General features: G+C 61.2%; 21 protein-coding genes. 5 read left to right on the top strand and 16 right to left on the bottom strand.

What is annotated here, in order from left to right:
• Positions 1-154: 154 nt before the first annotated feature.
• On the top strand, positions 155-553 hold the full coding sequence (locus tag IG178_RS24005) for a hypothetical protein (RefSeq protein WP_193215140.1): 399 nt from the start codon (positions 155-157) through the stop codon (positions 551-553).
• Between the two features lie 141 nt (positions 554-694).
• Here IG178_RS24005 and IG178_RS24000 read toward each other — a convergent pair whose 3' ends face one another.
• The 6 genes from IG178_RS24000 to IG178_RS23975 form a co-directional block, all read right to left on the bottom strand.
• A complete protein-coding gene (locus tag IG178_RS24000) occupies positions 695-1,645 on the bottom strand; it encodes a hypothetical protein (protein WP_193215139.1) in 951 nt (316 codons plus the stop codon).
• A 14-nt stretch (positions 1,646-1,659) separates the two neighbouring features.
• Positions 1,660-2,244: a type VI secretion system tube protein Hcp gene (locus IG178_RS23995; protein WP_193215138.1), complete on the bottom strand. Its 585-nt coding sequence runs from the start codon at positions 2,242-2,244 to the stop codon at positions 1,660-1,662.
• 337 nt (positions 2,245-2,581) lie between these two features.
• Positions 2,582-2,851 carry a hypothetical protein gene (locus tag IG178_RS23990; RefSeq protein WP_226895729.1) on the bottom strand — a complete coding sequence of 90 codons (270 nt, stop codon included), beginning with the start codon at positions 2,849-2,851 and terminating at the stop codon, positions 2,582-2,584.
• A 556-nt stretch (positions 2,852-3,407) separates the two neighbouring features.
• The gene (locus tag IG178_RS23985) at positions 3,408-4,031 is read right to left on the bottom strand and encodes a hypothetical protein (protein WP_193215136.1); all 624 of its coding nucleotides are present in this window, start codon (positions 4,029-4,031) and stop codon (positions 3,408-3,410) included.
• A gap of 388 nt (positions 4,032-4,419) precedes the next feature.
• The gene (locus IG178_RS23980) at positions 4,420-5,427 is read right to left on the bottom strand and encodes a TolB family protein (RefSeq protein ID WP_193215135.1); all 1,008 of its coding nucleotides are present in this window, start codon (positions 5,425-5,427) and stop codon (positions 4,420-4,422) included.
• Positions 5,428-5,616: 189 nt separating this feature from the next.
• Positions 5,617-5,970: a hypothetical protein gene (locus IG178_RS23975; protein ID WP_193215134.1), complete on the bottom strand. Its 354-nt coding sequence runs from the start codon at positions 5,968-5,970 to the stop codon at positions 5,617-5,619.
• 135 nt (positions 5,971-6,105) lie between these two features.
• Between IG178_RS23975 and IG178_RS23970 the strand changes: the two genes are divergently transcribed.
• Positions 6,106-6,966: a hypothetical protein gene (locus tag IG178_RS23970; protein WP_193215133.1), complete on the top strand. Its 861-nt coding sequence runs from the start codon at positions 6,106-6,108 to the stop codon at positions 6,964-6,966.
• 336 nt (positions 6,967-7,302) lie between these two features.
• Here the strand turns inward: IG178_RS23970 and IG178_RS23965 are convergent, their stop codons facing one another.
• A complete protein-coding gene (locus IG178_RS23965) occupies positions 7,303-7,497 on the bottom strand; it encodes a hypothetical protein (RefSeq protein WP_193215132.1) in 195 nt (64 codons plus the stop codon).
• 152 nt (positions 7,498-7,649) lie between these two features.
• Positions 7,650-8,315: a cold shock and DUF1294 domain-containing protein gene (locus IG178_RS23960; RefSeq protein WP_226895728.1), complete on the bottom strand. Its 666-nt coding sequence runs from the start codon at positions 8,313-8,315 to the stop codon at positions 7,650-7,652.
• 46 nt (positions 8,316-8,361) lie between these two features.
• Here IG178_RS23960 and IG178_RS23955 point away from each other — a divergent pair, with 46 nt between their 5' ends.
• On the top strand, positions 8,362-8,943 hold the full coding sequence (locus IG178_RS23955; protein WP_193215130.1) for a hypothetical protein: 582 nt from the start codon (positions 8,362-8,364) through the stop codon (positions 8,941-8,943).
• Here IG178_RS23955 and IG178_RS25975 read toward each other — a convergent pair.
• The 8 genes from IG178_RS25975 to hsdR all read right to left on the bottom strand — a co-directional run bounded on the left by IG178_RS25975 (position 8,924) and on the right by hsdR (position 18,682).
• Positions 8,924-9,055 carry a hypothetical protein gene (locus IG178_RS25975; RefSeq protein WP_255519008.1) on the bottom strand — a complete coding sequence of 44 codons (132 nt, stop codon included), beginning with the start codon at positions 9,053-9,055 and terminating at the stop codon, positions 8,924-8,926. The two genes, IG178_RS23955 and IG178_RS25975, sit on opposite strands and share 20 nt — an antisense overlap.
• Before the next feature lie 73 nt (positions 9,056-9,128).
• Complete coding sequence (locus IG178_RS23950; protein WP_193215129.1) at positions 9,129-9,974, bottom strand: DUF3037 domain-containing protein; 846 nt, start codon at positions 9,972-9,974, stop codon at positions 9,129-9,131.
• Entirely contained in the window at positions 9,971-10,798 is an 828-nt protein-coding gene (locus tag IG178_RS23945) for a HipA family kinase (RefSeq protein ID WP_193215128.1), read from the bottom strand. The genes IG178_RS23950 and IG178_RS23945 overlap by 4 nt, the downstream gene beginning before the upstream one ends.
• Positions 10,799-10,873: 75 nt before the next feature.
• Complete coding sequence (locus IG178_RS23940) at positions 10,874-12,085, bottom strand: Shedu immune nuclease family protein (protein WP_193215127.1); 1,212 nt, start codon at positions 12,083-12,085, stop codon at positions 10,874-10,876.
• Positions 12,082-13,491, bottom strand: a complete 1,410-nt coding sequence (locus IG178_RS23935; RefSeq protein WP_193215126.1) for a restriction endonuclease subunit S — start codon at positions 13,489-13,491, stop codon at positions 12,082-12,084. The genes IG178_RS23940 and IG178_RS23935 overlap by 4 nt, the downstream gene beginning before the upstream one ends.
• Positions 13,488-14,963, bottom strand: coding sequence for a type I restriction-modification system subunit M (locus tag IG178_RS23930; RefSeq protein ID WP_193215125.1), 1,476 nt, complete (start codon positions 14,961-14,963; stop codon positions 13,488-13,490). Before IG178_RS23930 ends, IG178_RS23935 begins: the two co-directional genes overlap by 4 nt.
• A gap of 3 nt (positions 14,964-14,966) precedes the next feature.
• A complete protein-coding gene (locus IG178_RS23925; protein ID WP_193215124.1) occupies positions 14,967-16,232 on the bottom strand; it encodes a PDDEXK-like family protein in 1,266 nt (421 codons plus the stop codon).
• A complete protein-coding gene (gene hsdR, locus IG178_RS23920) occupies positions 16,232-18,682 on the bottom strand; it encodes an EcoAI/FtnUII family type I restriction enzme subunit R (RefSeq protein WP_193215123.1) in 2,451 nt (816 codons plus the stop codon). Before hsdR ends, IG178_RS23925 begins: the two co-directional genes overlap by 1 nt.
• Before the next feature lie 1,607 nt (positions 18,683-20,289).
• Between hsdR and IG178_RS23915 the strand changes: the two genes are divergently transcribed.
• Together IG178_RS23915 and IG178_RS23910 are read left to right on the top strand one after the other, a co-directional pair.
• Complete coding sequence (locus IG178_RS23915; protein WP_193215122.1) at positions 20,290-20,928, top strand: fibronectin type III domain-containing protein; 639 nt, start codon at positions 20,290-20,292, stop codon at positions 20,926-20,928.
• A gap of 969 nt (positions 20,929-21,897) precedes the next feature.
• Positions 21,898-23,367 (top strand): hypothetical protein, encoded by a 1,470-nt coding sequence (locus IG178_RS23910; protein WP_193215121.1) that lies wholly within the window; start codon positions 21,898-21,900, stop codon positions 23,365-23,367.
• Positions 23,368-23,488 lie beyond the last annotated feature (121 nt).

Genomic DNA, 23,488 nt, shown 5'->3' with positions numbered 1-23,488 from the left:
GCCACTCGCCACTCGCCACTCGCCACTCGCCACTCGCCACTCGCCACTCGCCACTCGCCACTCGCCACTCGCCACTCGCCACTCGCCACTCAACCGCCCCTCCCTTCCGATTTCGCTTTGCAAGCCTCGCCCCACTTTCCTAGACCGGCGCGAAATGTTTTCCCAGGAACCGATTGAATGGCCGGAAGAAGTCGAGATTCTCATCGATCGCCTCGAGCGCAAGGCCTCCGAGCGCGGCCTCAGCCGCGAGGAACGCGCGCTGATGGACGTCTATGAGACCGTCCCGCTGCTTGAGAGCGACGACTGCCTGCACGGCTTCTGGCACAGCGGGGTGAACCACCAGCGGGTCATCAATTCCTTCGACCTCATCGGCGCCGCCACCCTCGTCGATCCCCTCAATGCCAGCCGCTGGTGCGAAACCCGCAGCGAGGACCGCAACGACTACAGCGAAACCGAGGAGGAGTATCTCTGCACCATCGAGGAGGAACTCGCCGAAGGGATGGACGAACTCGTCGACCTTGTCGTCGATTTCATCGAGGAGGAATTGGGGTAGCTCCCCGATCCCGGCCATCGTTGCCGCTGGCAACTACCACGGTTGACGAAGGGAAAGACCGAACCGCCGAGACGCGAAGTCCGCAGAGGGAAACGCGGAGAACAGCCCCGCCCGCTGATCACTGATCACTCGGCACTCAGCTCACGGCGCCATCAATACCTCCACCCGGTAGAACGGCCCGGTGCCCGCGGCCGGCTGGTAGGTCGTGGTGCCACCCGCCCCGCCGTCGACCTCCTCCAAAAGACGGAAGCCGTCCTCCAGCGTCGCCGACTGATAGATCCGGTAGATCCGTCCGCCCACCGCGGTCCATTCCAGCTCCACCTCGCCGGTCGCCACCCGGACGCGGGTGCGGAAAAAGGAACTCCCCGAGCGCGGGTCGGTGCCCGCGAGGTATTCCCCCAGGTTGTCCAGCCCGTCGCCGTCCAGGTCCCCGGCGCCGTCCGACGCCAGGTTCTTGTTCAGCCCGTTCGCGTCCTCCCAAGCGTCCGGCATGCCGTCGTGATCCCCGTCCGTCACCACCGGCGGCCCCCCGCCGCCGGTGCCGCCGAAGAAGTCCGTCGTCACCGCCTCGTTCGTCAGGAAGGACCAGCCGGCCGAATTCCCCGTGCCTGTGCCTTTCGGGCTCATCTCGGAATATTCCGTCCAGAACATCGCCCCGTAGTGGAAGCTCACCTCCACCTCCGCCACCTCATCCCCGGAGGCCGCGTTCACGTCCAGCTTGCTGAATACCACATCGTCGAAGGACACCTCGCCCAGCACCGCTCCCTCGCCGCTGCCGCGGAGCACGATCTTCATCTGGTAATGCGCCCCGCTCACCAGCCCGCTGAAGATCTCCGTCGTCGCGAGGTTCGGCGTCAAGCTCAGCGTCGCCGGCTTACCCGTCGCCACCCCGGTGGTTTCGCCGCTCAGGTCGACGGTGTTCTCCGCACCCCGGGAAAATCCCAGCACCTGCACCGGGTCCACGATCGTCTGCGCGCCGCCCGACTTCCCTTTCAGGTAGAAGTAAGCATCGATTGCCGCCTGGCACGCTCCGCAGGGCAGCAGCAGTGCCACCAGGCACGGCAGGCCCTTCCTCGACGTCCCGGCCCTCATCGTCCGCGCCATCCTTACTGCACGTTGAAGGTGGCGTTGTTCAGGACCTGGCTCCAGACCTCTTCGCCGGCCGGCGTCGATTCCCCGGTTTGCGGGTCGTAGGTGTAGTTCTTCATCCGGATCGCGCCGAATTGCAGCTCCACCGCCTCATCCGGCGCCGCGTCGCCATCGGTCACGTTGTAGTCCAGGGCCGCGGCCACCACCATCTTCAGGCCGAAAGTCATCACAAGGGACGGCGGCGCTCCCGGAGCCAACCCGCCGCGCACCAGTACGATCTCCACCTCATCGTAGTGCCCCCCCGTCACCAGCTTCTTGAACAGGTCGGTGCTCACCCTCCCGGGTCGCTTGCGGATCTTCAGCGGCTTGAACTTCGCCCTGCCGGCCCCTGCGCCACCGCTGGCCGAGCCGATATTGACCGTGTTCTCCACGCCGATCTCCACCGACCCCAGCGGGAAAAACCCCTGGCCTGCCAGCTCCTCGGGCACTCCCTCTTCGGCGAACGCCGTCTGACCGACGATCCGCATGTAGGCTTCGATATCCGCCCGGCCGCACAGCGTGCCGGCGAAGGACAAAAGGAGGGAAAGTAGGACTGCTTTCATGGGGACGGCAAAGGGTGAACGCGTGCCACCCTCGCGGATCCATCGAAAAACTACAATTTCAATCGTTCCGAAGCACCGCGCCCCGGCGCATCGGATATTGTCGATTGTAGATTTGCCCCTTCAGGCCCTCTCCGTAGGCGCGCTGGTGACAGCGCGATGCCCCGCCCCATTCGCATCTCAGATGGGAGATCGTAGATGGTGGATGGTAGATCGCGTCTTCCATCCCCTCTCCGCAGGCGCGCTGGTGACAGCGCGATGCCGCTCCCTGCTTTTTACTTTCCACTGATCACTCCCCGTCTCCTCCCACTTCATTCGACATTCGGGAATTCTTCATTCGTCATTCTCTCCCTGCCACGCCTCTTCCCAGGCAAACGATACTCAGCCCCACGAACAGCCACCCCAAGCCGTCCGCCCAGACCCCGATCAATGCCAGATCGCGGGCGTCCCTGAGGTTCCCCGCGCGAAACAGGGACATGGCGAACTGGCTCAGCGGCGCCAATGCCAGCCAGAACCACGCCGTCCTCAAGCCACGCCGGGCGGTCCCCTCGGACATTCTCACAGAGATCAAGGTCAGGGCCAGAAGTTGCGCGATCAGGAGCCAGTGCATCGGGGTAGGGTTTTGGAGTCTCCCATCGACTAACACCCGGCAACCTGACGATCAAGCGGCAAGGCCGATCCCGGGGCTCGTCGCCATGCCTTCAAGGATCCACGATCACCAGCCACGGGGAGCCGCCGGGCGTTCGGATTCCCCACTTCCCCTCCCACTTCATTCGACATTCGGGAATTCGTCATTCGTCATTACCCCCCCGCCCTCCCCACGGATCAAGATGGCAGATGGCAGATGGCAGATGGCAGATGGCAGATGGCAGATGGCAGATGGCAGATGGCAGATGGCAGATGGCAGATGGCAGATGGCAGATGGCAGATGGTGGATGACAGATGGTGGATGACAGATGGTGGATGGCAGATGGTGGATGGTGGATGGTGGATGGTGGATGGTGGATGGTGGATCTCGTCTTCCATCCCCTCCACGTAGGCGCGCTGGTTACAGCGCGATGCCTCTTCCCACGGATCACGGATCACGGATCACGGATCACGGATCACCGCTCACGGTTCACTCCCCACTTTTTACTTTCCACTGATCACCGATCACCGATCACCAATCACTTCTCAATCGCCTCGGCCAGATCGCAGAGAAACTCGGCCACCGCCTCGAATTTCCGCCGCGTGGCTTCATCGGCGATCAGTCCCAGCTTCGCATAGGCAATGATCCCGTCGCCGATGTAGATCGTCGCCTTCGAGTGCCTCAACGTGCCGGCCAACCAGGCACGCCGCTCGTCGGTCAGCACCTCGGCCAGAGTCCTTGGCTGGTTGGTGCGCACCTTGACCGCCTTGTCGAAGGCCTCGTCCCCGCTCTTCCAGGGATCCTGGCCTTCACGCCCCCCTTGGCCCAGACCGCCCAGCAGCCCGGTCGTCCTCAGCTCGGCAGCCAGCATCTTGTCCTTCAGCTCCACCTTCACCACGCTCTCGATCTGACGGTTGTCCTTGATCCCCTTGGCCAGCGCGGCGAAGGAAATCTCCCGCCCGCGATAGCGGCCGTAGACCGATGGATCCGGCCGGACGAAGCCACCCATCCTCGCCGCCGGCTGATCGAGCTCCAGCCCGAAGCGCTCCGCAAGCAGCCGGTACTGCCCGGAGATCTTCCCCGCCGAGTGGTGGAGGATGATCCAGAAACTAGCCGCCCCTCCGATGAGCAACACCGCGGCCAGGAGTATCTCGGAACCCATGCCTCGAAACAACCCGCCCGGCGACCCGAGGTCGAGTCGATTCACCCGCCCCCGACGCCCCTGCCTTTCCCCTCGTCCTCGGGGGATCTCATCCCCGGCCCCGCGTCTTCGAGAACGAGAACGAGCAATGCTCGCGGATCACTTCCCGGATCTCCGTAGGCGCGCTGGTGACAGCGCGATACCCCTCCCCACTTTTTACTTTCCACTGATCACTGATCACTCCGCGCAGGCGCGCTGGTGACAGCGCCGGGTTTTCCGATCCAATGCAGGATTCTCACCGCGAAACACGCGAATCGACGCGAAAGAAAATCCCCCAGTCAGCCCCAAGCCCTTTGATCCCCAAACACCTCTTCCCACTTTTTACTTTCTACTTTCCACGGATCACGGATCACTGCCCACACCCACACTTCGTGAAAGCCGCCGTCGATCCCGGCCCGCCCGGCCGCTTGCGGATGACTTCCAGGGCCGTGAGATAGGTCACCTCCCCCGACGCCTTGGGATCCGCTTCCACCCGGTAGTCCCCGCCCTCGAGGTCCGCCGACTTGATCCTTCCCGTGGTCATGTCCGTCCAGACGATCCGGTCCGGGCCGAAGAAGTGCCGCTGATAGACGATCTCCCAGGCGCCCGAGCTCTTCGCCTCGGCCGGCAGCGGCAGCATCGCCGGCGCCGCGGAGCCATCGGCCGGCAGCGTCCAGATCCCGTCCAGCCGGTTGTCGGTGTGATTCAGCGTCCAGTAGAGACGCTTCCCGTCGGGACTGACCAGAAAGTCCCGCAACCCGGCGGTCTCGTTCAGCGCCGCGGTCAGCGGCGTGCGCTTCCCCGTCTCCAGGTCATGGCGCACGAAGGCCCGCGGCCCCTTGACGTCCTTGCCGACGGTCAGATACAGCGACTTCCCATCCGGTGCCGCGGCCACCGCGGTGAGGGTCTCCGCCCCCGGCTCGATCAGACATTGCCGCTCCCCGGGCGTCGCGGTGGCGGCCGACCACAGCCCCCAGCGTTGCGACGGGAGATGCCTCACCGCGAGGTAGATCCGCTTCCCATCGGGGGACAGGCAGAAGTCCTCGGGGATCGACCGGCCCCCGTCCACGCAGACCCGCCACTCCAGCGAATTCCCGGTCGCCCGGTCGACGGCGAAGATCGCGTGCCCCTCGCCCTCCCGGTAGAGCAGCCGGTCCCCCTTCCGGTCGTAGATCATTCCCATCGGGCTGCGGGGAAAGCCCTTGCACTTCGTGGGCTCGGTCATGTCCCGCACGATCACCGTCCGGGTTTCCTGCGTCCGGAGGTTCGTCGCCTTGATCGCCCCCGGTTGCCCGTGATCGGTCCAGTAGGCATACGGGGTGCAGGAGCCCAGGCAACACACGGCCGCCAGCACAGGAACAAGGATCGGGGTTTTCATCGTGGGGAGGGACGGCCGGATTCGCCCGGCTCCCCTTCAAACAATCAGGGCCGCTCCGCCGGGTCAAATGTTGGAACGGCCGGGTCCTTTCCTCGACTCACTCCCACCCGGCCCCGAGGGGGCCCAGCAACAGCCCGGGGTGAAACCCCGGGAACCCTTCCCACCGCGGCCCCGCCGCCACTTCCCAGATCAGGCGCCAGCCAGATCCATCAAGCGTTCGACGTTCCAGACGCGGGACTTCAAGACGCAGGGAAAGCCGGGGAGCCATTTTGCATTGCCCGAAAAAAAGCCGTCGGACAGCTTGGCCGCATGAAGCTTCTCCTGCCGTTTATCATGGCGGCGTTTCCTTGCGCGGCTGCCGAAGGCCTTTCGTATGCGGCGCTCACTCGCGCTGGCGGGTCGTTCCCCGGCTACGGCGTGAACCACCGCGGAGCGCTCTGCCTCGTGACCGCGGCGGATCCCGGTGAGGCCCGCAGGGCGCCGGTGTTCGACTTCCCCAAAGGCTTGCGCTTCGACACCGCAAAGGCGAAAGCCTTCCAGCAACCCTCGTCGAGCGTCTACATCTTCGGAAACACCGAATTCCCGAAGGCCGTTCCCTACGAACCCGGGTTCGGCCTGAAGGCCGGAGACCGATTGGTTGCCGTGTCCCCGGATGGCAGGAAGGTGGAGGGGAAGCTCATGTACAATCCCGCCAACGGCGAGGACTACTCCTCATTCATGGGGCCGATCAGCCTCGAAATTTTCACCGACGACGAGAATGCCGAGCCCGATGTCGTCCCGGGCTCGCCCGTGTTTTCCGCGGCATCGGGAAAGGTGGTGGGAACCGTGGTGGTGAGGCGTTCTGTTGTGAAGCCCTACCCACCCGTCCAGCTGCCGGGAAAGTTCCTCTTCGAGCCCCTGTGCCTTCCTACAGGCGAGAAGAGGGAGCCGGAGATGATGGCCGCATACGGCGGGGTTGCCTTCGCGAAGCCCCAACCCAAGGGTGTCTTCCGCTGGCTCTTGCCCGGATGCCTCTGGGATCTGGAGGTCGGCATGAGCACGGAAACCCTTGAAGAGGAACGTGGGAAGCTCGGCTCGTTCAGCGAGAACTTCAGGGATCACAGTTTCCTTATCCGAGAAGACACGCCGGTTTGCTACAAGGTTCAATACACCCCGGGCCCGGACAAGGAGAGCCGGGGGCGCATCGTTGAAATCAAGCTGGAGGGATCAACCAATTCGCATCTCGGGGACTATCCCAAAGCGGAGAAGCTGGTCACGGAATTGGAGCAGGCCTTTGGCAAACCCCGGCTTTTCACCTCCTCACTGGACCGCACGGGACTCGCCGGGGAGCAGTTCGCCGCGCACTGGTTGTCCGGCGACCGCTCCATCACCCTGCGCATGCTCCGCGAGCCCATGGCAATCTCCGTCTATCTGGTGATCAGCGAATCAAAGACAAGCACTCACCTGGATCTGATGATGAAAAATCATAAATTCGGCTCCGCACCTGCAAGCATGGTTGCGGCTTATCAGGACTGGGTGACCCGCCCGAAGGAAAAATGAGGCAATATCCCAGTGGGATTCATTGCCCCGTGCCTTCATCAGCGCGGTGGCCCTCCCGCGTGCATCTCTTGCTCGTGAATGGCCCATGCGGACCTTCTTGTCGATCGGGCTCCAGCCCTGCCTGACAATTCCTGAACCTCTTCCGCACCGACCCGACCGCGGCAGTGACAGCATGCCTCCCCCTGAAATCTGAAAGCTAGCAAACTCTCCCCCCTCTCCATCCGACATTCGGGAATTCATCATTCGTCATTCCCTCCCTCCCACTCCATCCGACATTCGGAAATTCCTCATTCGTCATTCCCTCCCCCCCCACTCCATTCGACATTCGGAAATTCATCATTCGTCATTCCCTCCCCCATCCTCCCCGTACCGGGACACCACCGGTTCCAATCCCGCTGCACGGTCCCGCGCCACCGCCTTCGCCGAGGCCCTCCTCAAGGCCGCCTCCGCCCCGATGAAATCCGGGTCATCCAGCGGCTTCACCGGCTCGCGGTCGCAGCGGTCAGGGCGATAGGGAACGGAATCTTCCATGAGCGTGCGGGGCGGTTGGTTGCCACCGGCCTTGAGCAAGCGCGGTGGGCTTTCGGAACCATCGTAAATCCACCACTCATCGACAATCCCAAGATAGCCCTCGCGAAAATGATCCACCTCCCGAGTGACAGCGCGATGCCTCTCCCCACGGATCACCTTCCACGGATCTCGACCGAATTCACCACCTCCGCCAATCCGCGCCGGATCATCCCGCCCGAGATCACATCCACCGCCGCCACCTGATGGATCAGCACGATCCCCCAGAACGCTGCTTGATAGCTCGGCTTCCGCGTCTTGTGCCGGAACCTCCGTTGCGCCAGAAAGGCGCCCGGCCAGCCGCCGAGAAATTCCATCAGGTGAAGCGTGGACTCCGATGTCCGCCACCGTCCCGCTCCCGCCGCCTGCTTGTCTTGCTGATAGGTGATCCATGCGATCATCGACACCACCCCCATCAAGGCCATTACCCCCCAGTCCGGACCCGGCAGGAAGAGCCCCGCCAGCCAGGGTGCCACCAGCAACAAGGCCAACGCCAGCCACGACCCGACGCCGATCTTCGCCTCCTGTTTTGCCAGCCGCACCGCCTTCGCCCGCGGCCGGCCCTGCTCGTCCGACCCCATCGTAAAAGAAACCGCATCCCCCGCGACCGGCCGCCGCTGTCCCGGTTCGAAGTCCTTGATGTGCACGAAGACCCGCTTCCCGCCGGCCTCGATCCACCCGTAGCCCTTGGCGTCGTGCCATTCGACAATCCTGCATGGAGCCCCGGCACCTCCCCGACTTCCGATATGATGATGGGTCATTTCCACGGTTCCAGCTGGCATGGTTAGACTGGTTGAACTAATCACGGAATGTCGATAATACTTAACCATGAAATTCGCAGCCCTCCTCCTCATGCTCGCCAACCCTCTCCTCGCCCAGTCGAATGCATCCAAATTGCTCGAGGCGGGGCTCCTGCACGCCGTAGAGGGCTTCAAGCCAATACCCGAGGCGGACAAGAAGGTCGTCCTCAACCAAACGGCCACACTACTCTCCAAGCATATCACATTCAGGCCGGACGGGACCGCATCCTCGACTTACAACAACGGTTCACCCTGGCCAGTCGAATGGCGGAAGCTGGTCGTCCACCGCATCAGCCGCCAGTTGGTCACCGAGGCCGATCGCCTCAATGGCGTCACCCGCCGCTACCTTGCAAGTCTGCGCTGCGACGCCCACCGGCAGTGGAAGCCCAAGACCACCGCATGGACCGGCTGGCAACCCTCCGGCTTTCTCTTCTTCCCCTCGGCGATCATCATCGAGGAGAAAAACGGCAATTGGAGCGCGCGAGGAAATGCAGAGCTGCCGAAATTTTCTCCCGGTCCCGGTCCTTCGATCCAGGACAAGCCGACCGCCCCCGTATCTCCCGGGCTCCCTCCCGGCATGACGCGCATCCCTAGCTCCCCTGCCCGATGAAGTGGCTCTTGAAGAAGACACCGTCCAGGTGATCGAAATCATGATCCGCGCTCACGAGCTCCGCCTTAAGCGCCGCGGCCGTCGCGGCGAGCCACAGATCATTCTGCTTCATCGGCCGCGCAGGGGTCGGTAGCGGTGGCAGATCCCCTGACACCCACCTTTCAGGAGCTGTAAGAACAAATCACTCAATGAGCCGCCGCCGCGATACGGCTGGCAAGCTCTCGTCCGAAGTCCTCCGCCTCGTTCTCCTCGACGAGACGAGCTTGAGCCTTTTCCAGCAGCAACTTCGCGGTCCCGTAGGCCTTCCTATTCCGGCCTTCCGGTGCCCCGAGCAGGTAGGTAATCTTCAGCTTCTCCGCCTCGTGCAGATACCGGGTCATGCTTTCCCACCGGTGCGCTTTCGCACGAATCTGATCCCCGCTGACCAGGTCAAACGAGAGTGTTTCGTACACATTCCAAATCCCATTTTTCCAAGCATTTGGAAAAGTGTGATCGGCAAACTCCGAGTGGACGTGGTGTGAGCTGAGGTGTCGTGCGACCACCGGCTCCTGAAAAACCTTCTGGTACACTTCCCGATATACGATCCGCTCGTTCCTGCCCTTTGCCCGCTCCTTTTCGTAGTGGCGACCGATGTATTGCTGGAACAGATCCTGCAGCTCAGCGTGAGGGTCCGAAGCAAGTCCCCCGCCCGACCGGCTCCATTGCAGGGCGGCCGAGTCGTGGGGCACCACCCGCAAGGCGATCTCCCGGGCGCTCTCAGGCCTCGCTTCCGTCGGCAACACCGATTGCGGGTGCTCGAATTCGCCCGCCAGTTGGCGGAAGCGGGTCTTCAGGCGCGCCACGATGTTCCGATAGTCGCCGCTTTCGAAGCCTCCGAAAAACTCGCTCAGACGCGAGAAGCGTTCGGTCGCCTCGAAACCGAGGTATTGGCTGCGCGGAGCCCACACCAGCACGCCAATATTCGCGAACTCGCCGGAAAGCGGTTCGTGGCAATACTGGAGGAAGCAATAGCTGTAGGGTTCCTTGGTCATGGCTGGACCAGCTGGGTGAGGTATTGGAAAAAGTCGTCGGCGTCGCCGGCGAGCCTCGTAACGTAGGGTTGGATCTGCTGGAAGTCCAGATTCGACCCCGGGAAGCAGGCCTCCACCTCGTCGATGCAGGCCTGCGAGAGCTTGGCCAGCTTCTCCCGGTCCAGCGCCGCCCTCAGTCCGACGCCGAGGAAGGGGTCCGCCTTGGCCTCCCGTTTCAGGTGCGGAAAGAGACTGTTTTGCTTGAGATTCAGGCGTTCCAGCGCCTTCCGCCACGAGCGCTTCTCTTGCAAAAAGAAGCCCAGGCACCAGGCCCGGTCGAAATCCAGGACCGCCAGTTTCTCAGCCTTCCAGAGGAGATTTGGGTTCTCCGTGGTCCGGTCGTCGTTCTGGACCAGCCCGTCATAGGCGTAGGCATCGTTGATCGTCCCCTGGGTGATCTTCTTCGGTCGGTTGGTCGCGGTCCATGGCTTCCAGTCGTTGCCGAGGTGGACGGTCGCCAGGTTCCGGCCATGGCTCCGCTCGATCAGATCGTAGTAGTCGGTGTTGAGGTGGTTGCGGAAATCGAGGGCGCCGAACTCAAAGCCTTCCGGGATCTCCACGCCAACGGGTTCCGGCGCGGTCAGCCCGAGTCCGCGGGCGAGCAACAGGCAATACGCCTCGCGGTGCATGTGCTTGAGTTCGCCCTGGTCGTCGTAGCCAGCAAGACTCTTCACCACCAGCGTCGCCTTCTCGCCGGTCGCCTCATCACTCGCCGTCACCAGGAACGGGCGGATCAGCCCCCGTTTGGTCGGTTCGTGGAATCTCTCGGCGGTGAAGATCTTCATGCGTCACAAATTAGGGACGGGTCCAGCTACTACCTGCTCAGCAGCGAAACGGCGTATGTACATCAAAGTGGGTCATCACTGGGCCTGGGCAAGAGCTTCGAACTGATCGCGGATGACCTTGAGCCGCCGAAGGAGGTCGTCGTAGGTCATGATCTCGAGGACATGGCGGTATTTGCGGCGAATCACTTCAAAGTCGATCCGTTGCTCCGGGGTCCAATCGGTATCCCGCCCCATGATGATCATGCCGGTGGGGTTCACGATCTTGATCTCAACGCCGGCGGGCAGGTCCGGAGCGTAGCGCTTGTTCAACCTTTGTTCGCCAACTTGCCCCCATCGGTTGAGGTGAAAGAGATACTTCTCCAGCTGCATTACGGTTCCATTCAGCTCACGCATCGGGACGTGGTTGTCGCGGTAACGGTTTCGCGTGACAATGCACTCGGAGAACGGCTTCTTGATCTCGATCCCGTCCACGTAACCCGAGGCGTCCACCAGCAAAAAGTCGATGGCTCTGTCTTTGCCAGCCAGGCTGTCTCGCACCGGCGCCTCGCGAAACGCGGTGACGTATTTTGGAAAAAGGAACAGGATGAACCCAAGAATCTCCTTCTGCCACTGACCTTCGTTGTATGAATCCGGCTGTTCCAGCATGACCTCAATCCGACTGATGAGATCCGAGTATTTGTCGACCTCGTAGGCGGCGAAATCCTCGCGCGGATCACCTAGAGCGCGAGAAACGCGCCGATTCATGTAACGCTTATACCTATCCTCGTGATCTTGTTCGATTGGAAGATGCTCGCGGAGGATTGCGCTCACTCGTGCAGCGGCATAACGGTTCAGCTCATAGGTGTTCGGGAAATCCCTCAGCAGCTTCTCGAATACATCTTTGGGAAGCGCACCCGGCTTATCACCGCCGACCCAAAGAGTCTTGAGGTCAAACTCATTCATCCGGCGAAAGATCGAGATGTTCCGCTCTGCCGCGAAGACCCTGCGCTCTAGTTTAATCGAGACGTGGATCGCGAGGTCGAAATTGAGGCCTAGCACCTCACGATCGATGCAATAGTAGCTGGCGCAAACGGTCCCGATGTAGAACACGAAGCGACCTTCCTCATACTCATCATCCTCCTCATCAAGCTCGATTAGCCGCTCCTTCGTGACGTCAAATATACGACCACTGAGACTGACCTTTCCCGTGGTTTGAAGCTGATACTTAAGCCATTCTCCTTCGTTGTTTTCAGAGGTGTAGATAAGCATCAGATCCGGCCCGTCATTCTCTTGTTCGAACGCGATCATGGCTCGGTAGTGAGTTTCGCCACGAGTGCGTCGAGGAGGCGGGTGGCGGTCGTGCGGGTGGCGGTGAGGCGGGCTTCCCACTCGTCCACCAAGGCCATCAGTTGATCGACTTTGGCGACGATCCGGCGTTGCTCGGCGAGGGGCGGGATGGGGATCGAATATGCCTTTACTGTCGAAACGTTGACGCGCGGTGCTGCTCCGCCGGTAGTCCTAGATCTGGCAACCTCAGTGATGAAGGGAGAGTTCAAGACTTGTTCCAAGAAAGCCGGCACAAGCGTCTTTCCGGTCCTGATGAGCATCATCCGTTGCCCGAGGCAGATCTCCGTCCCGGACGGGACACGGCAAGCAACCCCCAAAATCCCCCCTTCTCGGCTGTAGAGGATGTCATCCTCCCTCGGTTTCAAGCGCTGGACTCGTTCCAAATACGTCTTCTCGCTAACGAAGCGAGACGCTGTAAGATCAAGATGCCCCGGCCGAAATTGATTGGTCCGAACACAGATTTTCCCTTCGTTCGTCCATTTCGGCGTTGAATGGGGACAATCAACGATCTCGGCTGCGGCATCGCTGAGACTAAGACTCTCCCACGCTCCCTGCTTCGGGACCAGTTTCCCCAAAGCGGCGAGGGTGAGGATGGTTTTGCGGAGGTCGGCGGGGGTGAGGGTGAAGGAGTCGTGGAAGAGGAGCTGGAGGTTGGCCGGGGTCGGGAATTCGGTGAAGCGGGCCAGCGCGGCGCGGGCCAATTCGGACTGGCGGGTGTCGCGCTCGCGCAGTTGCGCCTCTAGCCGGTCACACTGCGCCATCAAGGCATCCACCTTCGCCACAATCCGCTTTTGCTCGGGGAGGGGCGGCACCGGAATCAAAATCGATCTGAGGTCCTTGAGGTTAATCTTATTTGTGTGAGTCGCTCCTCCAACCTTAACGGCATCGAACTTTGCTTTTGTATCTGGGGAATTAAGAACGAGCTGAAGGAACCTTGATCCAATTTTCGAATGATCGGGACGAATGAGTGCCGCGCTAACGAAAAGACTGAATTCGCAATCAACGTCTACCACAACCGCCTTTCCCAACGTTCCGATGCGACCGAGAAGAATGTCGTCTAGGCGAGGGTCACACCGTCGAAACAGGGCAGCGTGCTCCTCTTCCGTGATGAACCTAGTGTCGGACATGTCCAGTCGACCGCCGCTGAAGTCTTTGACGGAAACGAAGGGAACACCCGACTCAACGTAACGCGGGGTCTTGTGCGCACCGTCCGTAATTTTGAGCGTCGTTGCCTCAAGCGCGAGTTGTGGCCAGCTGCGTGGAGAAATCGCGGTTTCCAAGGCCAATCCGCGGATTCGATCAATAGCATCAAGATCGTTCACCAGTTCTCCGAATTCCTCAGAGAAAATGTCGAGCGGGACGCTCATGCCTGGGATGCGGTGAGCGCGGAATGTAGCTCGGCTTTGAGCTTGGCCTTCGTTTCCGCGAGCTGCTTGAGGAGTTCCTCGTATTCCGGCAACAAGTGCTCGATGTCACCGGGGCCGTCATCCGCCGCATGCGGGTTCTTGATGTCGAGGTTGTAGCCGTTTTTGACGATGTCCTCGACGGGCACGCGCCACGCCTGCTCGTTCTCGACGCGCTTCGAGTAGCGGCCGTCCTTTTCGGGCTCCCCCCACCACGCCTGCTCCGGCCCGAACTCCTCGAAGCGGATCGGCTTGGTCTTGTTGTAGCTTTTCGCTCCTGGCGGATAGGGGTGCTCGTAGTACCAGACCTCCTTGGTCGGCGTGCCCTTGGTGAAGAAGAGGAGGTTGGTGCGGATGCCGGTGTAGGGATTAAAGACGCCGTTGGGCAGGCGGACGATGGTGTGGAGGTTGCACTCGGTGAGCAGCGCCTCCTTGAGCCGGGTCTTCACGCCCTCGCCGAACAGGGTGCCGTCCGGCAGCACGATGGCGCAGCGCCCGCCGGGCTTGAGCAGGCGGATGATGAGGGCGAGGAACAGGTCGGCGGTTTCCCGGGTCTGGTATTTCTTCGGGAAGTTCGCCTCCAGGCCATCGGCCTCCTTGCCGCCGAAGGGCGGGTTGGTGAGCACGACCTCGACCCGCTCGTCCTTTCCCCAGCTCGTGTAGGGCCGGGCCAGGGTGTTGTCGTGGCGGACAAAGCCGGGGTCCTCGATGTCGTGGAGCAGCAGGTTCGTCATGCACAGCAGGTGCGGCATGTGCTTCTTCTCCACCCCGCGCAGGCCGGCCTGGAGCTTGCGCTCGTCCTTCACCCCCTTCACGTGGTGCTGGCGCATGTGGTTGATGGCGCAGGTTAGGAAGCCGCCGGTGCCGCAGGCGGGATCCAGCAGCAGCTCGCCGGGCCGCGGGTCGATCCGGTCGGCCATGAACTGGGTGACGGCCCGCGGGGTGTAGAATTCGCCGGCATTTCCCGCCGACTGGAGGTCGCTGAGGATCTTCTCATAGATGTCGCCGAAGTGCTGGCGCTCGACGAGGCTGTTGAAGTCGATCTCCTCGAGCTTGTTGATCACCTTGCGGAGCTGCTGGCCGCTGCGCATGAAGTTGTAGCCGCCGTCGAAGACCTCGCGGACGATCCGCGCCCGTCCGTCCTTGCGGCCGGTTTCGAGATTCTGGAGGCCGGGGAAGAGACGGTTGTTGACGAAGTTCAGCAGCTCCTCGCCGGTCATCCCCTCGGGATCGGCGGCCCAGTTCCGCCACTTCAGTTCATCGGGCAGCAGCGACCGGTAGTCCGGGTCGGTGAACTCCCACTCCGACTCCTTGGCGTCGTAGATCTTGAGGAAGAGCATCCAGGCGAGCTGCTCGATGCGCTGGTCGTCGCCGCCGACGCCCTCGTCCTTGCGCATCTCGTTCTGGATCGACTTGATGGTGGCGGTCAGGGACATGGGTCAGGAAACTTGGGATCGGTAGTGGTCGTCGAGGGCCGGGAGCTCGGCAGCAACAGATTGAATGACCTTGAGAGTCTTCTCTTGGGCGAGAAGCTTGGCGCACCAAGCGACAATTTCCTCGTGGAGCCCTCCCATGTCCTCAGCGTCCACGGCATCAAGATCAATTTTTGCAGCGCCTGCGTAGTGGAGCGATATCCACTCTTTTGGACGCTTCGTCGCAGTCCGATTGCGCACGAACGGCGACCCCGGACTTTGGACCTTAGTCCATATCCTATCGGCCCAAGAATCCGGCGCTTTACCCGAAATGACGTAAAGCTTGGGGTTCTTACCCCTAAGATTAATTTCAAAGAGCACCGTTCCCTTCCAGTCGTTCGACCAGCCCGTTCCGTGCTGGTTGCCCGGATGACTCCATGAGCTGGGAATGAAGCGGACGAACCCCTTGCTGACAGGTGCCATCTGGATTCCCAGCTTACCTGACTTTTCAATCAAGCACTCCTCCACACTTTTGGTTAGGAGCTGAATGTGATCCGGGCGATGACTGTAGATCACGTCGAGTGCCCGCTTGTGCTCTTTGTAGATCTTCCTCGCGATGCGTGCGATTTCGTTTTCGTCCATGAATTTCTCCTCAAGGAGCCGGAGATAGTTCTCCAGCAAGGTCGTTGGTTCTGTGCCGATCAGATGGGAGCGAGCGGCGACACACTCCTTCAGCACCCGATGAATTTGCGCATAGGACGCCGGAATGTATGCCGCATCGTCCGCGCTCTCGGAGTTCTTGGTCAGGAAGAGATAGAGAAGTTCGCCAGCGTCAGGGAACTCATTCTCCACAGTCTGCCGATAGCGGCTGAGCTGATCGGAATGCTGGCTCGAGTTGACTTTGTTCTCGATGGCCACGACCCATGGATCTTCTCCGGCGAACCGAAGGACTAGAAGCAAATCGATGTGTCGCCATTCCCGACGCACTTCCACGTCGAGAAGCTGCCACGAATCAATACGCACGGCTGAAACCGATGTCTGCGGTTCCTCGGCCTCGTGGAGCACGCGCATCAGCCACTTCTTGAGGAACAGCTCATCGAGGCCATGGGATTCCGATGGATCGAGAATCCAACCGAGCACGTTCGAATGCCGGATCTCACCATATTCAAATTTCAGCACCTGAAACAAGTTGAAGCCCCCGAGCATCCGTTCGAGATCCTCGAACTCGGGAGAGTTCACAATGAGGTTATTGAGAGCCTCGTAGTCGGATTTCAGAGAGGCGACGTCGTTCATCAGGCAGCGGGATAAAGGGAGTCTTCGAGTTCACGGATGGCCTTCCGGTAGCCCTCCGCCCCGCCGAAGAAGGCGGCGATTTCCAGCGGGCGGCCGATCTCGTTGAAGGGCTTCTGGTGGAGAACCGTGGGGTCTTCAAGGTCGAGGATGCCTCCATCGGCATAGCGGTCGAGCAGGGCCTGAAGAACTGCCCGGGCTTCGACGCCGTATTGGGTGAAGACGTCGCGCTTGCGGACATTCTCCGCCCGCTCCCGTCGGGTTAGCGGCGGCTGGCCGTAGGCGACGTGGCAGATCAGGTCGAAGGCATCGAGGTCGGGGTCCACGTCGTCGCGGAGGACATCGATTGCCAATCCATGGGCCTCCATTTCCTCCAGCACCGTCGCCTTGCGGTCCGCGCCCTTCCAGGTTTTCAGAAACTCGTCCAAGGAAGCGTAGTCTCCAAGGATGGTCTTGCGGGAGTAGTCACGGAGCGACTCGGTGACCAGTTTGCCGTCGTCGCCGTAGTATTCCACGCGTTCGGCGAGGATGCTCACCGCCACGCCGTTGACGCGGATTTTTCGACGCGGTTCGGGTCCCCCGTTGCCGCCCGGAGGGCCGGGGATCTCAGGGGGCTCTCCACCTGTTTGATAGGGCCCCTCCTCTTCGTGCAGCCCACCGGACGGCGTTTCCGGCTCCTCGGGATCGGGAGGCAAGACGGGATCGTCTCCCTTGGGTTCATAGATTTGAACCGGATCTCCATCGAAATCCTTGTCGGCGAAATGATTGGTCGCCTGCCGGAAGTCGATCAGGGTGAAGTAAAGCTTGTTCTCCTCCTCATGGATCCGAGTGCCGCGACCTATGATCTGCTTGAACTCGGTCATCGAGCCGACTTCCCGATCCAGCACGATCAGCTTGCAGGTCTGGGCGTCCACCCCGGTGGAGAGCAAGCGCGAGGTGGTGACGATGACCGGATAGCGGCTTTCGGGATCAATGAAGTTGTCGAGTTCGTCGATGCCCCATTTGTCGTTTCCGGTGATCCGCATGATGTAGCGCGGGTCCTCCTTCACCAGCTGCTGGTTCTCGTCGATCAACGCTTTCCGCATTCGGAGGGCATGTTCGGTATCGACGCAGAAGACGATGGTCTTCTGGTACGGGTCCTTCGCCTCGCTGAGGTACCGGGTCACCGTGCGGGCAACGATGCGAGTCCTCTCGTCGATGATCAGGTTCCGGTCGTAATCCTTCTGGTTGTAGATCCGGTCCTCCACCACCTCACCATCGACATCCACCTTCCCCGGTTCCGGCCGGTAACCCTCGACGTCCTTGTCGATGTGGATCTTCACCACCTTGTAGGGTGCCAGGAAGCCGTCCTCGATGCCCTGTTTCAGGGAGTAGGTGTAGAGCGGCTGGCCGAAGTAGTGCATGTTGGAGACGTATTCCGTCTCTTTCGGAGTGGCGGTGAGGCCGATTTGGGTGGCCCCGGCAAAATGCTCGAGGATCTCCCGCCAGGCCGAGTCCTCTGCCGCGCTGCCGCGGTGACACTCGTCGATGATGATCAGGTCAAAAAAGTCGGGGGAAAGCTCCTTGTAGATCTTGTCTTTCTCCTTCGGTCCGGTCAGCGCCTGGTAGAGCCCGAGGTAGATCTCGTAGGCGGTATCAATCTGGCGACCCTTGCGGATGGCGGTGGAGATCTTTGCCTTGGTGCCGTCTTTCTTTTGGATCGTCTTCGACTTGGCGCTCAGCTTCGCCATCGCTTTCTCGAACGGCCGGAAGTCGCTCACCATCGTCTGGTCCACCAGGACATTGCGGTCGGCGAGAAAAAGAATGCGCTTTTTCGCACCGGACCTCCACAAACGCCAGATGATCTGGAACGCAGTGTAGGTCTTGCCCGTACCGGTGGCCATGACCAGAAGGATCCGGTCCTGCCCGCGGGCAATGGCCTCGATGGTGCGATCGATTGCGATGCGTTGGTAATAACGCGGCTCCTTCTTCTCGCCATCGTCGTGATAGGGCGTTGCAACGACCTTCGCCTCGGCAGGCGTGAGCCCCTTCCACTCATCATATTTGGCCCGGAGAAGCTCCGGGGAGGGAAAGTCGTCCATGCCAAACTCCGTCTCAACCTCCGGAAACGTGCCGGTCCTGTCATGGAAGGCGAAGCCGTCCCCGTTCGACGAGAAGGCGAAGGGCACGTCGAGGGTGACCGCGTAGTCGAGCCCTTGCTGGAGCCCGTCCGCGACCTCGTGCTTGTTGTCCTTGGCTTCGACGATCGCGATCGGAATATCGCCGGAGTAGAGAAGATAGTCCGCGACCTTGGGCTTGCCACGGGCGACCAGCTTCCCCCTCACCACGATCCGGCCTTTGGTGAAATAGACCTCTTCCCGGACCTGGGTCATGATGTCCCACCCCGCCTTCTGGATCGCCGGGGTGATGAACTTGGTGCGGATGTCCGCCTCCTTGAGATCCTTCTTGTTCATGCCACGGAAGATCGGCGCGCTAGGGGAACCGGAATAATGGCTGGAATTTCGGCTGCGGGCATGCGGGGAGAATGGTCAGGAAGACTTAGAGAACGGAGAGAATCGCGGGAAGCGGAAAGTCATCACGCGAAGCGACGATGACAGGGAGACAGGCACCACCCATCGCTCGAATCGGACGAATGGGAGGACGAGGGATGAAGAGGCGCAGGAACCTCCCCTTTTCGCGCCCTTTCGCGGTTCCCCCATGGCCGCTTCCCCGGCCTCCCCCGGGGCGTGAAAATCCCTTGTGACGCCGTTCCTTTATAAAGTTGCCTCGTGAAAATCCATTTTCAGGGCGTCACTTTGTAAAGTTGCTCCATCAAAATCCATTTTTAGAGCGTTCCTTTATAAAGTTGCTCTGTGAAAATCCATTTTTAGAGCGTCACTTTATAAAGTTACTCCGTGAAAATCCATTTTCAGAGCGTCACTTTATAAAGTTGCTCTGTGAAAATCCATTTTTAGAGCGTCACTTTATAAAGTTGCTCCGTGAAAATCCATTTTTACGGCGTCACAAGGTAAAATGACGGCGTGAAAATCCACGGAATTGGAGGGAGGAGGGCCGGGAAAAGGCAGAAAGGGGCACCACCCATCGGACGAATGGAACGAATGGGAGGTCGGTCCGGGGGTGGGTTTTGACAACGAAACGGGCGAAGGAAGCGAAGGTTGCCTGGGTCTGGGCATGGGAGGTCGGTCTGGTGCTTTTAGAACCACGGAAGGCACGGAATACGCGGAAGGTTGGAGAGGGTTGGTGATGTCTTGGCTGATGCTGGAGGAGCCGTAGGCGCGGTGGTGACACCGCGGGAGGTGTCGTCCGGGGCACCACCAATCGGACGAACGGAACGAATGGGAGGTCGGTCTGGTGCTTTTGGAACCACGGAAGGCACGGAATACGCGGAAGGTTGGTGAGGGTTGGTGATGCCCTGGCGGATGATGGAGGATCCGTAGGCGGGGTGGTGACACCGCGGGAGGTGTCGTCCGGGGCACCACCAATCGGACGAATGGATCGAATGGGAGGTCGGTTTGGAGGTGGGTTTTGACAACGAAACGGGCGAAAGGGGCGAAAGTTGCCTGGGTCTGGGCATGGGAGGTCGGTCTGGTGCTTTTGGAACCACGGAAGGCACGGAATACGCGGAAGGTTGGAGAGGGTTGTTGATGCCCTGGCGGATGATGGAGGATCCGTAGGCGCGGTGGTGACACCGCGGGGATGCCGGTCCGGGGCATCGCATTCTCACGAATGCGCCTACGGTGGATGGAGAAGGCCCCGGTCAAGGCATGGGAGCGATTCCCAGAAGACGGGGAAAAGTGCATTTTGTAACGGGTATTGATTTGGACGCTTAACTCCCGGGCCGCTCTAACAGGGTTTTTGAAAAATCCCCGCAACGGCGCGGGATTCCGAGTTTCGATATTTTGTAAATCTTAAATTTTTAACCCCTATCACGCCATCCGGGGCATGATATTTTTAATGGATCTGTCCGCATGTGTCGTGGTAGTCGAAAAAACATGCACCGATGCAGGACTCCACCTGCCGGACCGCATGACTGCTAACACACCAAACATGAAAACCAGCCATGAATGATAACACACCCATCCTCCGCGTTTCCCTGGCCTTCGGCTCGGGAACGGATGCCCAGCTGAAGGAACGCGCCAATGGCGTGATCCTGAACATGACCGGGAACGCCAGCTTCCCCACCCCGACGGTGCCGCTGGCGGAGCTGCAGACGGCCGTGACGGACTTCGTCGCCGCGATGGCGGCGATGGTCCAGGGCGGCACCGCCGCGACGGCGACCAAGAACAACCTGCGCGCCACGCTGATCGAGCTGCTGAAGGCCCAGGCCTTCTACGTCCAGGTGACCAGCGCCAATGACCTGGCGGTGCTGCTGTCGAGCGGCTTCGAGGCGGTGAGCACCAACCGCACCCGCGGCCCGCTGGCGACGCCGGTGATCCAGAAGCTGGTGACCGGCCAGACCGGCGAGCTGGTGGTCTCGGTGAGGGCGATCCGCAACGCCCGCGGCTATCAAGTCGAGCTGGCCGAGCTGGTCGGCGAAACGATGGGGCCGTGGATGAACGGCGGCTTCCACAGCGGCTCCCGCCGGATGCTCCTGGCGGACCTGACACCGGGCAAGGTGTATGTCGTCCGGGTCCGCGCGATGGGCGGCACCACGGGGTCGTCGGATTGGAGTTCGACCGGATCCCGGATCTGCGCGTGAGGCCCGCGAAGGGGCTCACGGAATGGACAGCCTGACCGGCACGACGGGGATGAGCGCCCGTTGTGCCGGTTTTTTTAGGGGTCGGTGGTCAGTGGCTGGGGTCAGGCTAAGGCGCCTCGTTCTTTTATCTCGTTCTGACCACTGGGCACTGATCACCGGCCACTTTTCCTAACTCGTAATTGAGGCACCACCAATCTTTCGAATCGGACGAATGGGACCGGTCTGGTGATAGGTGGAGCGAGGGAGAGACAGGATAGGTGGTTGGTTTTCCCTGACGATTGCTGTGATGAGTCTTTGACAACGAAAGAGGCGAAATGGGCGAAAGATGGAGCTGGCTTGAGGACGGAGTCTGCGTGGATTGAACCACGGAAGACACGGAAAACACGGAAGGTGGAGCCGGGGTTGGGGGCGGAGTCTTTGCAGTTTTTGTGAACCGCGAAAGAACGCGAAGGGGCGCGAAAGGAAGAGGCTCTGGATGGGAAGCCTCAGGGGATTTCAGATTTCGCGGATTTTCGCGTGATTTCGCGGTTACCTGTCTGATGCAGGTTGGCACCACGAATCGGGCGAATGGAACGAATCGCTTTCCGGTCCGGTGATGGATTTCGACAACGAAAGGGGCGAAATGGGCGAAAGATGGAGCTGGCTTGAGGACAGAGTCTGCGTGGGTTGAACCACCGAAGGCACGGAAAACACGGAAGGTGTGGCCGGGGTTGGGGGCGGAGTCTTTGCAGGTTTTGTTCACCGCGAAAGAACGCGAAGGGGCGCGAAATTTGAAGACGCGGTTCCAGTGGGTCTCCCCTTCCGATTGGCTCCACTTGGCTTGGATTTGTGGTCCTCCTCGTCGTCGTTCTCGTCCGTCGTCCTCGACGATCTCGAGCCACGATTGATCCTCCCCGAGGACGAGGGACGAGGAGGAGGAACCGATTGCGGGTTGTATTGAGAGCGAAACGGCTCAGAGTGAGGTAACCCATGAAACGGAGAATCCCCCTGCTGCGCGTGGCGATGATCCTGGCGGTATTGGCCGGAGACGCCGGGGCGCAGATCCGCGGCCGTCCTCCCGCGGGCTACCGGCCGCCGGTGATCGCGAAGGTGCAGGTCGTGTTTTCGCTGGTCACCCACTACAACAGCATCCCCGACCGGGTCGCCTTCTACAACAACGCCGGCGTTCCGCCGGGAAACACGAATTACGCGGTGCCGCATCTTGTCTACGAGCCGCGGGTGACGCTGTACAACCCCTACCCCGACGAGCTCACGCTGGACAAGGTGAGGATCCGGATCTGGGACCCGCCGGTGGGCTTCCGCTTCAAGAAGAACGGCATCTACCTGAGGGCACCGTGGGAAACCGGGAGCTTCGACGGGCTGGCGCAGCTGCAGATCGCCAATGACCACAACCCGAACGCCCGCAAGTACTTCACGCTGCTGCTGCGGGAGTCGCACACCGGGCAGGCGCCGGTGCATCCTTTCACGCTGCAGCCGGGAGAGTCGCGCGAATTCGGGACCTGGACGGAAAGCCAGTGGACCTGGGGCTTGGAGACGCAATCGGCGTACAGCCCGCGGAGCTTCTTCGACTGGAACACCAGTGAAGACTTCACCAACCGCGACCCCCGGACCAACAACTCGTTCGGCTCGGAATCCTGCCAGGTCGTGGACTTCCGTGCCGGCTTCCAGACCGACAATCTGAGTTCCAACGCGGACCGCCCGCTGGCGACGCGCTATTCCTTTGAGATCACCCACGGCATTACAGGCGGCTGGGTGACGATCAAGATGACCGACACGGTCGCCGTGGAAAGCCGGGCCATGCGCCGGGTCGCGGACGCGACGCAACCGGATTTCCGCATCTCCCTGTTGGGCGGGTATGTCACCGCCCCCAACCTCGACAATTACCAGGAGCTGTCCTTCAGCGTGGCGCCGCTGGTGCAGCCGCCGACCCGTTCCGCCACCGACGCCTCGGTGATGCGGACCTACCTCGTGGGAGATCTTCTGCAGGCTCCTTCCGACAACACACCCGGCGGCAAGACGCCCTTCGCGGTGCTGACGGCGGCGGCCAGAACCACTTCGGTGGTGGATGGCTCGCTGTCCCGGCTGGAGGAGCTGGATGGCAACCAGCACTACGACCTGCGCTTCGACGGGGTGGCCGATTTCCCCCAGATCCCGGAGATCGGCACCTTCGAGTCGGTGCCCGCGGTGACGGAGCCCACGGTGCTGGGCGTGGTGCGGGTCGGGGACGAGCTGCGGGTCGATTTCCTGGCACCGGACGGAGCAGCGCCCCTGAAGGTCACCGGCGGCGCGACTCCGGAAGACTTCGGGGATGATCTCTCGGCGGTGAGCTGGATCATCCCCGCGCCGCATGAGGCGTCATCGGGCCACCGCAAGACCGCGATCGTCGATGTGTCGGGGATGGGGCCGAAGTACTTCGTCCGGATTGAAGAAGTGGATTGAGGCACCACCCATCTGGCGAATGGAACGAATTGAGGTGAGCTGGATTTCTGGACCACCAACCTTCAGAAACCCCATCCATGAATCCGAAGCCCCGGCGACGCTACACCGCCGAATTCAAATC

The sequence above is a fragment of the Neoluteolibacter marinus genome, from assembly GCF_014904755.1.
In the GTDB taxonomy this organism is placed as follows: Bacteria; Verrucomicrobiota; Verrucomicrobiia; order Verrucomicrobiales; family Akkermansiaceae; genus Haloferula; species Haloferula marina.
Note: the sequence above shows the minus strand (reverse complement) of the source record. Positions and strands in the feature narration are given on the sequence as shown.

What these genes read in the sequence shown, in the direction of transcription:
- IG178_RS24005 (WP_193215140.1), top strand. Translation starts at nt 155, where the DNA reads ATGTTTTCCCAGGAACCGATTGAATGGCCGGAAGAAGTCGAGATTCTC.
- IG178_RS24000 (WP_193215139.1), bottom strand. Translation starts at nt 1,645, where the DNA reads ATGAGGGCCGGGACGTCGAGGAAGGGCCTGCCGTGCCTGGTGGCACTG.
- IG178_RS23995 (WP_193215138.1), bottom strand. Translation starts at nt 2,244, where the DNA reads ATGAAAGCAGTCCTACTTTCCCTCCTTTTGTCCTTCGCCGGCACGCTG.
- IG178_RS23990 (WP_226895729.1), bottom strand. Translation starts at nt 2,851, where the DNA reads ATGCACTGGCTCCTGATCGCGCAACTTCTGGCCCTGACCTTGATCTCT.
- IG178_RS23985 (WP_193215136.1), bottom strand. Translation starts at nt 4,031, where the DNA reads ATGGGTTCCGAGATACTCCTGGCCGCGGTGTTGCTCATCGGAGGGGCG.
- IG178_RS23980 (WP_193215135.1), bottom strand. Translation starts at nt 5,427, where the DNA reads ATGAAAACCCCGATCCTTGTTCCTGTGCTGGCGGCCGTGTGTTGCCTG.
- IG178_RS23970 (WP_193215133.1), top strand. Translation starts at nt 6,106, where the DNA reads ATGTACAATCCCGCCAACGGCGAGGACTACTCCTCATTCATGGGGCCG.
- IG178_RS23965 (WP_193215132.1), bottom strand. Translation starts at nt 7,497, where the DNA reads ATGGAAGATTCCGTTCCCTATCGCCCTGACCGCTGCGACCGCGAGCCG.
- IG178_RS23960 (WP_226895728.1), bottom strand. Translation starts at nt 8,315, where the DNA reads ATGCCAGCTGGAACCGTGGAAATGACCCATCATCATATCGGAAGTCGG.
- IG178_RS23955 (WP_193215130.1), top strand. Translation starts at nt 8,362, where the DNA reads ATGAAATTCGCAGCCCTCCTCCTCATGCTCGCCAACCCTCTCCTCGCC.
- IG178_RS25975 (WP_255519008.1), bottom strand. Translation starts at nt 9,055, where the DNA reads ATGAAGCAGAATGATCTGTGGCTCGCCGCGACGGCCGCGGCGCTTAAG.
- IG178_RS23950 (WP_193215129.1), bottom strand. Translation starts at nt 9,974, where the DNA reads ATGACCAAGGAACCCTACAGCTATTGCTTCCTCCAGTATTGCCACGAA.
- IG178_RS23945 (WP_193215128.1), bottom strand. Translation starts at nt 10,798, where the DNA reads ATGAAGATCTTCACCGCCGAGAGATTCCACGAACCGACCAAACGGGGG.
- IG178_RS23940 (WP_193215127.1), bottom strand. Translation starts at nt 12,085, where the DNA reads ATGATCGCGTTCGAACAAGAGAATGACGGGCCGGATCTGATGCTTATC.
- IG178_RS23935 (WP_193215126.1), bottom strand. Translation starts at nt 13,491, where the DNA reads ATGAGCGTCCCGCTCGACATTTTCTCTGAGGAATTCGGAGAACTGGTG.
- IG178_RS23930 (WP_193215125.1), bottom strand. Translation starts at nt 14,963, where the DNA reads ATGTCCCTGACCGCCACCATCAAGTCGATCCAGAACGAGATGCGCAAG.
- IG178_RS23925 (WP_193215124.1), bottom strand. Translation starts at nt 16,232, where the DNA reads ATGAACGACGTCGCCTCTCTGAAATCCGACTACGAGGCTCTCAATAAC.
- hsdR (WP_193215123.1), bottom strand. Translation starts at nt 18,682, where the DNA reads ATGAACAAGAAGGATCTCAAGGAGGCGGACATCCGCACCAAGTTCATC.
- IG178_RS23915 (WP_193215122.1), top strand. Translation starts at nt 20,290, where the DNA reads ATGAATGATAACACACCCATCCTCCGCGTTTCCCTGGCCTTCGGCTCG.
- IG178_RS23910 (WP_193215121.1), top strand. Translation starts at nt 21,898, where the DNA reads ATGAAACGGAGAATCCCCCTGCTGCGCGTGGCGATGATCCTGGCGGTA.